General features: G+C 44.5%; 14 protein-coding genes and 1 other annotated feature. Of the genes, 10 read left to right on the top strand and 4 right to left on the bottom strand.

Features of this window, described 5'->3' with window-relative positions; genetic code table 11:
- Positions 1–125: 125 nt before the first annotated feature.
- Genes SFC66_RS05810 through SFC66_RS05825 form a run of 4 tightly spaced genes read left to right on the top strand, consistent with a single transcriptional unit; the run spans position 126 to position 1,756 of the window.
- Positions 126–614 (top strand): DUF948 domain-containing protein, encoded by a 489-nt coding sequence (locus SFC66_RS05810; RefSeq protein ID WP_411217782.1) that lies wholly within the window; start codon positions 126–128, stop codon positions 612–614.
- 30 nt (positions 615–644) lie between these two features.
- The gene (locus tag SFC66_RS05815; protein ID WP_411217783.1) at positions 645–1,079 is read left to right on the top strand and encodes a YtxH domain-containing protein; all 435 of its coding nucleotides are present in this window, start codon (positions 645–647) and stop codon (positions 1,077–1,079) included.
- Positions 1,080–1,138: 59 nt separating this feature from the next.
- On the top strand, positions 1,139–1,477 hold the full coding sequence (gene ytxJ, locus SFC66_RS05820; RefSeq protein WP_411217784.1) for a bacillithiol system redox-active protein YtxJ: 339 nt from the start codon (positions 1,139–1,141) through the stop codon (positions 1,475–1,477).
- Between the two features lie 6 nt (positions 1,478–1,483).
- Complete coding sequence (locus tag SFC66_RS05825; protein ID WP_411217785.1) at positions 1,484–1,756, top strand: YrhK family protein; 273 nt, start codon at positions 1,484–1,486, stop codon at positions 1,754–1,756.
- A 28-nt stretch (positions 1,757–1,784) separates the two neighbouring features.
- Here SFC66_RS05825 and pilM read toward each other — a convergent pair whose 3' ends face one another.
- Entirely contained in the window at positions 1,785–3,908 is a 2,124-nt protein-coding gene (pilM, locus tag SFC66_RS05830; RefSeq protein WP_411217786.1) for a pilus assembly protein PilM, read from the bottom strand.
- Positions 3,909–4,073: 165 nt separating this feature from the next.
- Here pilM and SFC66_RS05835 point away from each other — a divergent pair, with 165 nt between their 5' ends.
- Both SFC66_RS05835 and ccpA read left to right on the top strand, forming a co-directional pair.
- Complete coding sequence (locus SFC66_RS05835; RefSeq protein WP_411217787.1) at positions 4,074–5,168, top strand: bifunctional 3-deoxy-7-phosphoheptulonate synthase/chorismate mutase; 1,095 nt, start codon at positions 4,074–4,076, stop codon at positions 5,166–5,168.
- A gap of 170 nt (positions 5,169–5,338) precedes the next feature.
- Complete coding sequence (gene ccpA / locus SFC66_RS05840) at positions 5,339–6,334, top strand: catabolite control protein A (protein ID WP_411217788.1); 996 nt, start codon at positions 5,339–5,341, stop codon at positions 6,332–6,334.
- 34 nt (positions 6,335–6,368) lie between these two features.
- Here ccpA and SFC66_RS05845 read toward each other — a convergent pair whose 3' ends face one another.
- Positions 6,369–9,074, bottom strand: coding sequence for a transglycosylase domain-containing protein (locus SFC66_RS05845; protein ID WP_411217789.1), 2,706 nt, complete (start codon positions 9,072–9,074; stop codon positions 6,369–6,371).
- Positions 9,075–9,262: 188 nt separating this feature from the next.
- Positions 9,263–9,468 (top strand) — a binding site (T-box leader).
- Between the two features lie 49 nt (positions 9,469–9,517).
- On the opposite strand from SFC66_RS05845, the gene tyrS reads away from it, so the two are divergent.
- The 3 genes from tyrS (at position 9,518) to SFC66_RS05860 (ending at position 12,583) form a co-directional block, all read left to right on the top strand.
- Complete coding sequence (gene tyrS / locus SFC66_RS05850) at positions 9,518–10,801, top strand: tyrosine--tRNA ligase (protein ID WP_411217790.1); 1,284 nt, start codon at positions 9,518–9,520, stop codon at positions 10,799–10,801.
- Between the two features lie 121 nt (positions 10,802–10,922).
- The gene (locus SFC66_RS05855) at positions 10,923–11,435 is read left to right on the top strand and encodes a YflT domain-containing protein (RefSeq protein ID WP_411217791.1); all 513 of its coding nucleotides are present in this window, start codon (positions 10,923–10,925) and stop codon (positions 11,433–11,435) included.
- 185 nt (positions 11,436–11,620) lie between these two features.
- Positions 11,621–12,583 carry a DUF2382 domain-containing protein gene (locus tag SFC66_RS05860; protein ID WP_411217792.1) on the top strand — a complete coding sequence of 321 codons (963 nt, stop codon included), beginning with the start codon at positions 11,621–11,623 and terminating at the stop codon, positions 12,581–12,583.
- A gap of 44 nt (positions 12,584–12,627) precedes the next feature.
- Here SFC66_RS05860 and SFC66_RS05865 read toward each other — a convergent pair whose 3' ends face one another.
- Entirely contained in the window at positions 12,628–13,491 is an 864-nt protein-coding gene (locus tag SFC66_RS05865) for a manganese catalase family protein (protein WP_411217793.1), read from the bottom strand.
- A 122-nt stretch (positions 13,492–13,613) separates the two neighbouring features.
- Here SFC66_RS05865 and SFC66_RS05870 point away from each other — a divergent pair, with 122 nt between their 5' ends.
- Complete coding sequence (locus SFC66_RS05870) at positions 13,614–13,817, top strand: hypothetical protein (RefSeq protein WP_411217794.1); 204 nt, start codon at positions 13,614–13,616, stop codon at positions 13,815–13,817.
- Between the two features lie 229 nt (positions 13,818–14,046).
- Here SFC66_RS05870 and rpsD read toward each other — a convergent pair whose 3' ends face one another.
- Positions 14,047–14,649: a 30S ribosomal protein S4 gene (rpsD, locus tag SFC66_RS05875; protein ID WP_411217795.1), complete on the bottom strand. Its 603-nt coding sequence runs from the start codon at positions 14,647–14,649 to the stop codon at positions 14,047–14,049.
- Between the last annotated feature and the right edge of the window lie 169 nt (positions 14,650–14,818).

Consider the following 14,818-nt stretch of genomic DNA (forward strand, 5'->3'; position numbering starts at 1 on the left):
TTTATTTGTACTTTTATGTTTAACAGCGTATATCGGGGGAATAACGTAGTTAGACAAAGGAGTACAAAGCATGAGATGTGCTTGAACTACTCATACTACATACCAGAAGGAGCTGACTAATCATTATGGAAATTCTAGGGTACATCGCTGCATTGATTGCAGCAATCGCATTCGCAGTCTTAGTAATCTACCTCGCAAAAACATTGAAAGCTGCTTCCCGCACACTGAATGATGTTGCAAGCACATTGGAAGGCGTCGAAAAACAGATGCAGGGCATCACAGGTGAGACAGCTGAGTTGCTCAGCAAAACAAATCATCTTGCAGAAGATATCGGCGCAAAAGCACAAAAGCTCAACACACTTGTCGACGGAATCGAAGGCATCGGCGATACGGTGAACAGTTTGAACAATTCAATCCGCAATGTTTCCAACAAAGTTGCGCTATCTGCAGAACAGCATACAGAACAAACTGGTCAGGTATTGAAGTGGGGCTCTGTTATACTTGACTTATGGAAGAAAAAGAAGCAGAATGAAGCAAATGAGGCTGTTTCTGCCTCTGTACCTGTAGTACAGCCGACAGAGCAGCCATTACCAGTAAAAGAAACATCCCATTAAACCAAGCGACGCGATAGGAGGCAATGCACTATGTCAACGAAAAAGACGAACGGAAGAGACTTTCTGATTGGTTCAATCATCGGCAGCGTGGTCGGAGCAGTTACTGCTCTTGTTCTTGCACCGAAATCAGGCAAGGAACTACGCGGTGACATTACGGAACAAGCTAGCTCCCTGAAAGGGCGCGCAGGCGAGATGAAAACACAGTACAGTGAAAAAGGTGCGCAATGGAAAGATGTTGTCACTGAAAAATCCCGTGCCGTAGCGGATAAGGTGAAGGAATCTTCACAAACTGTACAAGACAAAGTGAAAAACATGAAATCCAAAGATCAAGCAGATGACACAGCTTCAAACGACAAAGAAGCAGACGACGCTGCCGAAGAAGTAGCTCGTGCAATTGAGGAAGCTGCCCGTGAGTTAGAAATGGAACAGCAGAAATCCACGATTGAACGAAATAAGGATCTTTAAACCGAAGACTCCTAAGCAGCTTGCTTAGGAGTCTGTTTATTTGGAAAGGAGATTGGACAATGGAAGCGAAAGTGATTCAGAACGATGAAGAACTGCAGGATGTCCTCAATAAGGAAGCTGCTTTTTACTTACTCAAACATAGCCTGACATGTCCGATCAGTGCCAGGGCAAAGCAGGAATATGACCGTTACAGCCTTGATACGCAGCTGCCGGTTTATACATTGTATGTACAAGAAGCACGGGAACTGTCCAATTCGGTTGCGGAACGATACGACGTGAAACATGAATCACCGCAAGCGCTATTATTTGAAAATAATCAAGTCATTTGGCACACATCGCATCACGACATTACAGAAGCCGCCTTAAAAGAACAGGAAGCAAGATTGGATGCCAGGTAAGTTCAAATGAAAGAGGAACACAGACACCAAAAGAATGAAGAAGTCATCCAAATCGGACAATACGGTATTTTCTTTAAGCGGCCATACCAAGTATTATATATGCTGAATGATTTTTTGATCGGATTGATTTTTCTTGTCGGCAGTTTTCTTTTCCTTTATGAGTCAATGAAAACAGCAGGCTGTTGGCTCTTTGCAGCAGGCAGTTTACTGCTCTTGATACGCCCGACAATTCGCCTCGTTCACGATATCCACTATAAGCGATATAGTGGAAAGCAATAAAAGCTGTACGCAAATGCGTACAGCTTTTTTACATGGTTAGTTCAATTTTATCATGGGGGGACAAGACATCATGGAAGGATGCATGTGAACCATTTTTATAAAGCTTGAAATTACCGCTGATCTTGGTTAAATCAATATCGACGAACCGGAAGATGTCCTGAATGATAAAAGGATCGGATGAAACACGCATTTGCAGCCTGGTGCCGCTAGGAATCCGTTCATCCTGCCCAACAGGTTCATCCTTTATATAAAGCTGTGCTGCTGGTGGTGTGAGTTTGATCGTATTTCCGTTAAACAGAACAATCATGTTTGCTTGGCTGTCTGTTTGGATATGAGCAAGCAATTCAGCAGCTGTCGGGTCTCTTCGCTCTTGTAAACGGATGCTGTCTCCGTCACCCACTTGATCACGCAGACGAGCCGGGACTTCATTGATGGTGAACACCTGACTGAATGATTCGATCTGCATAAGCTTGTCATTTATGTAGACATCATAATCCGCATCATCCGCTGATGCTGGCAGCGGCAGCTTATGCTCATGCAGAAAGCTTTCCATGATTGTCGTGCGTTCAATTAAAAGCTCATCTCGATCGTTGAGACTGCGCGATTGGTGAGCAGGCTGTCCGTTTACTAGTACAACCTGTTTAGACTGATATGCAGTTCCATTATAAAAAACAGTGATTGGTTCTATATCACCGATGATATCACGCACTGTCACTTGTGCTGGCAATCCATCCGTTCCGGCTTCGACGATCACTTCATCACCGTTTTGAATCGGTGAATCCAGGTTTGCCGGCTTTTGATTGAGCAGGATACTTGGGGGATTTCCCATAGAGCCTGGTAATGTAAGCGGCTTTCCTTGGAACGTGATCATACAGGCATTTCCGGGCTTTCCATAAAGACGTGAAATTTGCGTACCTGCAGCCAGCAATGCATCCCCAATTGTCAGTTTCTTCATATCGAAAAGACGAATAGTGCGTCCATTCACCTGGATGCTGACATAATGAACCGGGTTTTGTTTTGCTGCCAAAGCAATACCGACCGGCGTGATGAAAGCGGGGCCTTCGGGTACATTATCCGTTTTCTTGAGCAGCTGTATTGCTTCTGTACCGCGGATGGCCACTCTGTTCTCCGGCAGTTCCAATAATTTCGCCAACCTTACAGCCAGTCCTGGCGTCTGACTGCCGCCGCCGACGAGCATGACAGCTTTCGGTGCAGCTGCATTGAGTTGTAATATGTTTTCTGCAATGGCGTTTGCCAGCCGTTCGACTGCGTGACCTACGTCTTGTTCGACTTGCTCTGCCAGCAGCTGCTGCTCGAAACCTAGTATATCCATTGTCGTGATTTCGCCTTTTTCAGCCCAATCCCGCTTGGCTGCTTCTGCAACATGGAAATCAAGTAAATAATGATCACTGATGGCTTCGGTGATTTCATCGCCTGCTTTAGGCACCATCCCATACGCTGTGATCGTCCCTTCATTGGTGATGGCAATATCACTTGTACCAGCGCCGATATCCACAAGCGCTACGTTCAGACGGCGCATGGACGGCGGGATGAGCACACTGATTGCAGCAATCGGTTCCAATGTCAATGCATCCATCTCCAAATCACTGCGCTTCAATGCCGAAAGCAAGGATTCGACGACAACCTTTGGCAGGAAAGTAGCGATGATTTCCACGCTTGCCTCACTGCCTTGCTGATCGACCAGGGAACCGATCTCCTGCCCGTCGATTTGATAATGCAATACCGAATAGCCGACGCAATGGTAGTCTGTGCTTTTATTTTTTGATTGCGCTATCTCATATTGTGCCTGCTGGACTGCGCTAAGCTCCAGATGCTGCACCTGCTCATTGTCCAATACACCTTCTGGCATTGCGTGTTGTATCAGGACGCGTTTTGTCTGCAAGGATCGTCCTGCAGCTGCCACACATACTTTGTATAACTTTCCGTGTTTTTCCTCGAGCTTATGCTTCACTTCCGAAATGACTTTGGCGACAGCCACTACATCATGGATCTGTCCATCAAGCATCGACCGCTCATCATGTTCCACCATCTCGTAATCTATCATTGTATAAACATCGGCATCTGCTTCCAAAAGCATGCCGACTACTGATCTTGTTCCGATATCCAAGGCGAAAATTCGTTCCTTCAACACAATATTCCTCTCTGACTGAACTATTAGATTTAACTTAATGCTAATGCCACATGAAACTCCTTCTTTCATTCTACACTATTTATGGATGACAGCGCGTAAACTTTTAGCTATAATGATTGCTAATTACTTGAGCTGGATATAATAGAAAGAAAGTGGGAGAGAGCGATGAAGATGGATGAATTAGCTGTTTTGCGAAAGAAATTGGATGAAGTGAATCTAGAGCTTTTGGCAATGATAAATAAACGTGGCAAGCTCGTCCAGGAAATTGGTGAAGTGAAGAAAAAGCAGGGTACGAAGCGTTTTGATCCAGTGCGTGAACGGGATATGCTGAATGTGATAGCCGATAATAATCAAGGACCTTTCCAGGATGCCACACTGCAGCATCTGTTCAAGGAAATCTTTAAAGCAAGCCTTGAACTGCAAGAAGATGATATGCATAAAGCAATGCTTGTCTCACGGCGCCGGAAGCCGGAAAATACCGTGATTGATGTCAAAGGTACAAAAATAGGAGGCGATGTGCCTCAGTTCATCTTCGGGCCTTGTTCGGTGGAAAGTTACCAGCAGACTGCCAAAGTTGCAGAGGCACTGCAAGCGAAAAATTTGAAGCTGCTTCGGGGCGGAGCTTTCAAGCCGCGCACCTCGCCTTATGATTTCCAAGGTTTGGGGGAAGAGGGACTCCGAATCTTGAAAAGAATAGCCGATACATATGATTTGGCCGTCATAAGTGAGATTGTAGCTCCAGAGGACGTTGAAAAGGCAGCCGAGTATTTGGATGTCATCCAGATTGGCGCCCGCAATATGCAGAACTTCGAATTGCTGAAAGCGGCCGGAGATGTCAACAAGCCCATCCTATTGAAACGCGGCATGTCTTCCACCATTTCTGAATTCATTCATGCAGCCGAATATATCAGTTCCCGCGGAAATAATGACATCATTCTTTGTGAACGGGGAATACGCACATATGAAACTGCCACACGCAATACCTTGGATATCACGGCTGTCCCGATTTTGAAACAAGAGACGCATCTTCCGGTTATGGTCGATGTCACGCATAGCACTGGCCGCCGCGATTTGCTGCTACCGGCAGCGAAAGCCGCGCTTGCGATTGGAGCTGACGGTATCATGGCCGAAGTCCATCCGGACCCGGCTGTTGCTCTTTCCGATGCAGCCCAGCAGATGGATTTGCCGCGATTTGATGCCTTTTATCAAGAGCTAACCGCACACAGCAGTTATGCCAGCAGAGTCCCGTCCGGGGAATGACCGCCGTAAGCCATATTGCCCAGTTGTACAAGGGTTTTTTATATCTCTTTCTACTGAAATGTTCAAAACTCTGGTATAATGGGTAAAGAATATGTGAATAAACATACAAATCGTTATTATCATCTTTAGATGATTGGAATCGTGTAAGGTATATAGGAGGAAATGACACAATGAATGTAACCATATACGACGTTGCCCGCGAAGCGAACGTATCGATGGCAACTGTCTCCCGTGTGGTAAACGGCAACCCGAACGTAAAACCTGCAACTCGGAAAAAAGTACTTGGTACTATAGAGCAACTTGGTTATCGTCCGAATGCAGTAGCTAGGGGCCTTGCAAGTAAAAAAACGACAACGGTCGGAGCAATCATACCGGATATCTCCAGTATTTTCTTCTCCGAGCTTGCACGCGGTATCGAGGATATTGCAACAATGTATAAATACAATATGATCCTGAGCAATTCCGATCAAAACCCAGACAAAGAATTGACATTATTCAACAGCATGCTGGAAAAACAAGTGGACGGTATTGTATTCATGGGCGGCAAAATCAGTGACGAATTGCTGCAGCAGTTCGAGAAGTCACCTGTACCGATCGTGATTGCGGCGAATGTACAAGGAATCGGTGACACTCCATCTGTTGCAATCGACTATGAGCAAGCAGCATATGAGGCAACGAAATTGCTGATCGACCATAATAATGAGCATCCGGCATTTGTAGCAGGGACAGCAGAAGCTGAAACGAATAACCAGAAATACAGAGGTTACCTTCGTGCTGTAACCGAGAATAATGCTGAAGTGAAACAGGAATATATCGTTAAAGCCAACAATACGTATAATTCCGGTTTGGAAGCTGCCAAACAGCTTGCGGCTCTGAATGAACGTCCTTCTGCAGTATTTGTTTCTTCCGATGAAATGGCGCTTGGTGTCATCCACGGTTTCCAGGACAGTGGATTGCGTGTACCGGAAGATATCGAAGTGGTTGGCTACGACAATACGAGACTGGCAACGATGGTGCGTCCGACTCTTTCCACTGTCGTACAGCCTACTTACGATATTGGTGCCGTTGCCATGCGTCTGTTGACTAAACTAATGAATAAAGAAGAAGTATCAGACAAGAATGTCATCCTTCCGCATCGCATCATCGAACGGAATTCGACAAAATAAAAACTAGCGTATCCAATCGGATACGCTAGTTTTTTTATAATGTGATGGTTTCTGATTCCTTATCATCTTTGCCGACTGCCTTGATTTGATAAGTGGAATCATTATCAGGAAGGTTAAACGAAGACTGATCGCTGAATCCGATTTGCTTGAATGAATCTCCTTGCTTTTGAAGGATGCGATAGCCTTTCACGTCTCCTGTTTTTGATTGCGCCCAAGTCAATTTCTTATCCGCTTTTTGTACATTAGTCGGCGGAAGCGGTGCACCTGAACTCGTTTTGACAGTATTTTTTTTGTCATCAGATTTGGCAGCTGCACTGCCGCCTGAAGCTTTCCCAATCATTTTTTGTACTTTTTCATTATTAGGGAATAACTGTGCAACACTGACACCCTGCAATTCATTTGCTTTCACAAAATCAGGATTGAGGACGATTTTGCCATTCTGTCTGATCAGACTATCATCTGCTTTTGTTGGGACACGATCTACATCGAACAAATCGGTTTTGACCATTCCTGCCTGTTTACAAAGGTCAGTCGGTTTTCCGCCCCCGATTGCGCAGTAAGAAGCTTTCGTCAATCCATCCGGCTGTTTGAATGATGCACTCGGGGCCATCAATCCGGGATCGATTTTGGTAGCACTGTTGACTAGCTGCGTCCACAGAAGCTGATTTCGCTGGCTATATCCCATTCCTGATGTTTGGATGGAGTCTTGTTTATCATAGCCCATCCACACACCGACGGTTACATTCGGATTGGTAGCGACGAACCAAGCATCATGATAATCCTGGGAAGTACCGGTTTTACCTGCCCAATCGACATTCTTATTGGAGAGCTGCGAATTCGCATAAGTTGCTGTACCGCTATCCAACACACCCCGCATCATATCAAGCATCAGATAATTTGTTTGCGGACTGAACACTTTATTCGACTTGGATTTGTGTTTGAAGATTTCTTTCCCATCTTTTGTCGTGATGGAGTCGATCATATACGCATCGGTAAATTCGCCATTATTACCAAAGGTTGCATAGGCGTTGACGTTTTCTTCCACTGTCATACCATAGTCCAGACCGCCAAGCGAAGCAGCCGGCTGGATATGATCTCCCTCTGTCAGAGTCGTAACACCCATTTTCTCCAGATACTTACTTGCAGGGTCTGTATCCAGGATATTCAAGTAAGCTTTCGCTGCTGGTACGTTATAAGACTGTTCCAAGGCTTTTCGCGCCGAGACCAGTCCGTGATAGGTACCGCCATAGTTACCAGGGTTCCATGCCGATTGACCTGGAACGGAGAATTTCTTGCTCACATCAGCAATGACAGAACCAGGCTGCAATGTACCTTCTTCCATGGCCGGAGCATACACAAGCAGCGGCTTCATCGTACTGCCGTTTGATCGCTTCGTATCGGTGGCATGGTTCACTTGGTTTTTATCGTGATCCCGCCCACCAACAAAGCTGAGGATTTTGCCGGTGCTGTTTTCGATCATCATGGCACCAGCTTCGATTGGCTCGGAAACAGTCTCTGTCTCGCCATCGCTATTTGTCCGTTCCACCCAGTGATCCGGCTGGTAATACGCATAGTCTTTTGCGATTTTCTGCTGTGCGACATACATATCTTTATTGATCGTCGTGTGGATTTGATAACCTTTTTGCGTGATATCGCGTTCAGCTTTATCCAGATATTCGTTCTTCAGATCATTATCATTATTTAAATCTTTTTCGGAATGTCCATCCTGCTCAGCGAGTTGGATGGCGATGATATCTGCTGCACGCTGTTCGACTTCGGTTGTCAGATAACCATAATCATCAATCGTTTTCGGTTTTGCTTCTGCGAAATCTTTCGTGATATCATACGCGATTGCATCCTCATATTCCTTTTGGTCGATATACCCTTCGTCCAGCATCCGGTTCAGAACTTGTTTCATCCTGTTCATACCAGGCTGCAGTGCAGTGTCTTCTTTTCGTTCTCCGCTGTTGGTGAACGGTGAATATGCTGAGGGGCTCTGCGGTAATCCTGCCAGGAAGGCTGCTTGAGGTAAAGTCAGATCTTTGGCATCAACGCCAAAAATACCTTGCGCTGCCGTTTGTACACCAGCGATATTATCTCCGGAAGCGTTTCTGCCGAATGGTACGATATTCATATAAGCTTCCAGTATTTCATCTTTGTTCAGCACTTTTTCCAAGCGCATCGCCAGGATGATTTCCTTGGCTTTTCGTTCAAAAGACACTTCATTCGTCAGTATTTGGTTTTTGACAAGCTGCTGTGTGAGTGTACTGCCGCCTGATTTTGTTTCTGAGTTCGTTGCTTCTTGCATCACTGCTCTAAGTATCGATTTCGGGACAACTCCATTATGGGTCTCGAAATTGTCATCTTCCGTAGCGATGATGCCATTGATGACATATGGTGAAATATCATCAAGTTTCACATCTTCCCGGTATAAGTCTGTCTTGATGTTCCCGAGAAACACATTGTCTGCAAAATAAATGGAAGAAGTTTCTTCGTAGTTATAGATTTCTTCTTTCATAGAGTCGTAGGATCGGACAGGTTCATCTTTTACAAGCGATGCAAAATAGCCTGCACCCGCCCCGGCAGCAAAGAAGATCCCGACGCCAGCTAATAGCAGGAAAAAGAGGAATAAGTTCCAGATGACGTCATATGTGATACGAGAATTTCGCTGGATACGCCCAGCTTTCCAAGCTTCGGCAATTCGTTCCTTCATTCTCGTCCATAATGCTTTGTTTTGCATATTTCACCCCCGAATTGGTTTATCTATTATACCATATTAGTCAATTTTCGTAGTGAGTCCATAATCCTTGTTATATGTTTATATTGAGCATAAAAGCAATAATGTTGCAATGTTTTGATGCATATGGTAATAAGGGTGTTGCGTTTTGCTTGCGATTATGGTAATAATGTAGGAACAGTCATTAATAAAATATTGCGTTGAAGGTTATAGTAGCGGAACGATTCCCTGTTGCAGAGAGCTGACGGCCGGTGCGAGTCAGTATACAGTTGTTTTGCCAAGTACAGGCTGGAGCTTCTCCTGTTCAAGCAGGAGACGGATGTATATCCGTTAGCAAACCGAGTGGCAGTTCATACTGCAACAAGGGTGGTACCGCGAGTTATTCCTCGTCCCTTTTTTGGGGCGGGGATTTTTTTGTGTTCAATTAGAAGTGAGGAGTGGTAATCATGTCGATTTTACAAGATTTGAAAGACAGAGGTCTGGTTCAGCAGACAAGTGATGATGCAGGATTGGAGAAGCACCTGACTGAGAATCAAGTGAGCTTATACTGTGGATTCGACCCTACAGCAGACAGCTTGCATATCGGCCACTTGGTGCCGATGCTGATGCTGAAACGATTCCAGCAGGCAGGTCACCGTCCGATCGCGCTTATCGGCGGCGGCACTGGTATGATTGGAGATCCAAGCGGACGTTCCGATGAGCGTAATCTGAACGATGCTGCAACGGTGGAACGTTTCAGCCAAGCTATCCAAAAGCAGCTGGCAAATATCCTGAACTTCGATGAAGGCGATAATGCTGCCAAAGCGGTAAATAACGGGGAATGGCTCGGAGCTATGAGCATCATTGATTTCCTTCGTGATATCGGGAAGCATTTTGGTGTCAATTATATGCTGGCAAAGGATTCGGTTGAATCCAGATTGGCAAACGGTATTAGTTTTACTGAATTCACATACATGATTTTGCAGTCTTTGGATTACTTGCGTTTGTATGAAAAAGAAAATGTGACGCTGCAAATCGGCGGAAGCGATCAGTGGGGGAATATAACAGCTGGCATGGAATTGATTCGCCGGACGCATGCTGGTAATAATGAAGAAGATCAAGACAAAGATAAGGCTTTTGCCCTGACGGTACCGCTAATCACGAAAGCAGACGGAACGAAATTCGGTAAAACAGCTGGCGGCGCAGTATGGCTCAGTCCTGAACGCACGACACCTTACGAATTTTACCAATTCTGGTTCAATACAGATGATCGCGATGTCATCAAGTTCATGAAATACTTTACTTTCATGTCCCTTGAAGAGATTGCATCATTTGAGGAAAGCGTCGAAAAAGAACCAGAGAAACGACTGGCTCAAACAAAGCTTGCTGAAGAAATGACGACGCTAGTACATGGCAAGGAAGCTCTGGATCAAGCAATCAAGATATCTGCGGCTTTGTTCAGCGGTGAGATTGCAACTCTGAATGGTGCAGAAATAGAACAAGGTTTCAAAGATGTTCCGTCCCATACAGCAGCCGATGAAGATAAATCGCTTGTGGATATGCTCGTGGAAGCAGGTATCTCTCCTTCCAAACGTCAAGCAAGGGAAGATATCACCAATGGTGCCATCCGCATCAATGGTGAAAAAGCAGAAGATGTCTCCCGCGTACTGACACAAACAGATCGTATCGACGGAAAGTTCATCATCATCCGCCGCGGAAAGAAAAAATATACACTACTGAAATTCGCATAATCCAAAAGCACTGTCCCAGCCGGACAGTGCTTTTTATGTTTCATAAAAAAGGCAAAGGGAATGTAAAAACCATGCAGCACTTCAGCATTTACAACAAGCAAATCGATTAGGAGGAGAAAACATGGCTAATTCAAATACAATCCAAACATTCATGAACGAAAATGAAGCAATAGTAAAAGTGAACGAACTGATTTCAGCCGGGGTACCGGAAGAAGACATCATGATCATTGTCGACAAGAAACCCGCCGATAGTATCCTTGGCGACAAAAGGGATGTTCACTATAAAGAAGCGAATGGATCCTTCGGCACAAAGTTCGCATCCTTTTTCTCCAGTGGCGATCCAGAAGATAAAGTATTGAAAAATCTCAATTTGTCAAAAACTGAGAAAGACCGCTACGCTGAAGAACTGAAAGCAGGAAAGGTACTAGTATATGCAAAAAATGCACCAGCGGCAGCAGGAACTTCCGCACAATCCGCATCTGCTCCGAAAGATCGCAGCGATCATGCGTCAGAAGCGGAACAAGGCATGACTGCAGATGGACTATATGCAGCGGACAAACCAAATGACGGCCTTCATGCAGAACCGAATACGAATGAGCAAAATGCGAATGAATTGAATAAGACTAGAAGATAAAGTATATCTATTGAAATTATTCACCATGCTGAAAATATGTTCTTAAAAGACTTTTAAAACAGTATTTCCAATAAAGAATCATAGAATATAAAAATAACACTTGAAAATTTTATGTTTATATGATTTCCAACCGGGAACACATATACCATACAACACATCAACAACTTATTAGGAGGAATGACAACATGCTAGCTCATAAAATCGAAACCTTCCAAAACGAAAACGACGTGATTGTAAGAGTAAATGAATTGAAATCCAGGGGAATCCAAGAAAACAAGTTAACTGTCATTACAGACAAGAAACCTGAAACTAGCATCCTTGCTGACAGATTGAGCGTCAAGTACAAGGAAGCTAAAGGCTCCTTCGGTGATAAGGTATCCGCTTTGTTCTCCGGAGATGATCCAGAAGAAAAAACACTGCAGGAATTGAACTTGAATCAAACAGAAACAGATAAATATGTAGAAGAATTGAAAAACGGTAAAATCCTCTTGTTTGTAGATCCTTCCGTCAATGACAAATTGCAGTCGGAAGCTAAAACAAGCACTAACACAGCAGTAACAGACAAGTACCGCCCAGTGGCAGGAGTTGGTAACGTACAACCTGATACGACAGCTCAACCTGGTCTTGATAAGACAACAGGCGAGGATGACACATTGCGAGCAGGCGGAGATCGCCAAGCGAAAGAAGCTGCAAATAATCAGCCTGGCAACACAGCATTCACTGGTGTGAACAAAAATAAAACAACCAAGCCAAATGCTTCCCAGACAGAGCAAATGGAACTGCATGAAGAAGTAGTGGATGTTGATAAGAATGCAGTCAAATCCGGGGAAGTGGACGTTGAAAAACGCACGGTTACCGATCAGGAACAATTTGATGTACCTGTAACGAAACAAGAAGTCAACATTGAGCGCCGCCCAGTGAATAAAGTGAGCGAGCCTGGTAAATCAACAGGTGCTTACGAAGGCAAAGACGGCATCCATGTTCCAGTATATGAAGAGAAAGTGGATGTAGATAAAAAGGACATCATCAAAGAAGAAATCGTCGTGAACAAAAAAGACGTACAAGAAAATGTCCACGTCAATGAAAAAGTAAGACGTGAAGAAGCCGAAATCAAAGACAGCACAAAAAAGAATAATGGCTTGAAATAATACAAAACCTCACCGGAAGCTCCCGGTGAGGTTTTTACATGTAATCAGCGGTTCAAATCGGATAATCCTGTACTATGCTCGTTTGGAAGTTCTGGTAACTCAGGTACAGGGAATCCAGCAGGCGGCTGCGAAACACTGAATTCGCCGCCATTGCGGCTTGGTACAGTGCCTTGAATGATTTCGGCAATGCGGGTCTGATCCAGACGGAAATTGAATTGTGTATTATGGAAGCCCATATCGACGAACTTTTTGCATTCCGGGTATTTATTGATATCATAATTCGGAATCGGGAAAGTTTTTCCCCAATCGACGCCAAGTGTTTCCAATGCTTTTGCAAAAGCATTTTGATGGGCATTGTCACGGACGATAAGAAAACCTAATGTCTCACGGAACGTAGCATTGGAACTCATTTCGTAGATACGTGTCTTTTGCAGTACACCAGTTGATTCGAGAACCACGTTGTTCAATAAATCGGCAACAAGGTTTCCGTGGCTGTACACCCAGGAGCCATTCCATGGATTTCCTGCTGCGTCGAATGGTATTGATGATTGTGCCCCGATGATGTAATGATGCGGGTTCACATTCGGGGTATCTTCGATCGGACCAGACAGCGGAGCTCCGTCTGGTGCTGTGTTTCCTGCGCCGCCCTCACCAGATTCATCCAACAATGCGTTTATCGTATTCTGCACAAGCTCCACATGCGCAATTTCCTCCAAAAAGATACCGCGCAGCAAATCGCGGAACTGTTTTTGCTTACCGCGAAAGTTCGAACTTTGAAAGAAGAACTGCATCATAGTACGCATTTCTCCGTAATGTCCACCCAGGATTTCCTGCAGTACTTTTGCCGCAGCAGGATCTGGTTTGTCAGGTTTGATGATATTGATCAATTCTTCCTTGTAATAATACATTATATGGCACCTCCCAAAAGTTGTCCTTAGTATGTGCAAATGTAAGCTGCCCATACTTAATTTAATGAAGATATACTAATGTTTTTCCTTTGCTCTTATGTATAAAAGGTAAATGAGACAAAATGCTATATCGCCAGGAATTACATCATTATTTTCTGCAAAACATAGAGCTGATAACAGAGAAATGGTATGCAGCAGACAAGACGGTTGGTGTATACGCGGTGAAGAATTCCGAAGCGGTAGAAACACAGAAAGAACAAAACAAAGGATTTCATACAGCCCATTCACTTAAGAATGCCGTAGGGGAATGGGTGTTGGATAAATAAGGAGAAATTAGTATAGTACCTTTGTAAGTTCTTATATGATTAGAAAATATAATGCATGCCTCGGAGGTAATTCAGATTAGGATAGCAGCAACTAGCAGGAGGGGCGGAAGTAATTCGTACCTATGGTGAGAATCAAAACACAAAAAAAACGCCTTGCTAAAAGCGAGGCGCTTCTTTGGATAAAAAAACTCCGGAAATGCCTTTTGGCAATCCGGAGTTTCGCAAGCAATTAACGGGAGTAGAACTCAACGATAAGTGCTTCGTTGATTTCAGCAGGAAGCTCAGAACGCTCAGGGTAACGAGAGTAAGTTCCTTGCAGGCTGCTTGCATCGAATGTCATGTAATCTGGTACGAAGTTGTTCGCTTCTACAGAAGTAGCGATGATATCAAGTTTAAGTGATTTCTCACGAACACCGATAACTTGACCAGGTTTTACGCGGTAAGATGGGATATCTACGCGTTTGCCGTCTACAGTGATGTGGCCGTGGCCAACGATCTGACGAGCTTGTCTGCGAGTGCGAGCCAAGCCTAGACGGAATACAAGGTTATCAAGACGAGATTCAAGAAGGATCATGAAGTTCTCACCATGGATACCTCTCATTTTGCCAGCTTCCTCGAATACACGACGGAATTGGCGTTCGTTCATGTTGTACATGTAACGAAGTTTTTGTTTCTCTGCTTGCTGCAAGCCGTATTCGGATTGCTTTCTGCGTTGGTTTGGACCGTGTTGACCTGGTGGGTAAGGGCGTTTGTCAAGCTCTTTACCTGTTCCGCTTAGGGAGATACCAAGACGACGGGATTTTTTCCATAATGGACCTGTATAACGTGCCATGGATAAATTCCACCTTTATTATTTTATTTGCATAAAATAAAAACAGAGTGTGCTCGATTCACTTGCCGATTATGTTTTCATGTACCATCGCTCCGACAGCAGAGAGTTACACGATACACCTTCTGAAACAAGGAGAAACATATGCGTTTCTTTAAATCGCCTTGCCAAG

This window comes from Terribacillus saccharophilus, from assembly GCF_046592895.1.
In the GTDB taxonomy this organism is placed as follows: Bacteria; Bacillota; Bacilli; order Bacillales; family Amphibacillaceae; genus Terribacillus; species Terribacillus saccharophilus_D.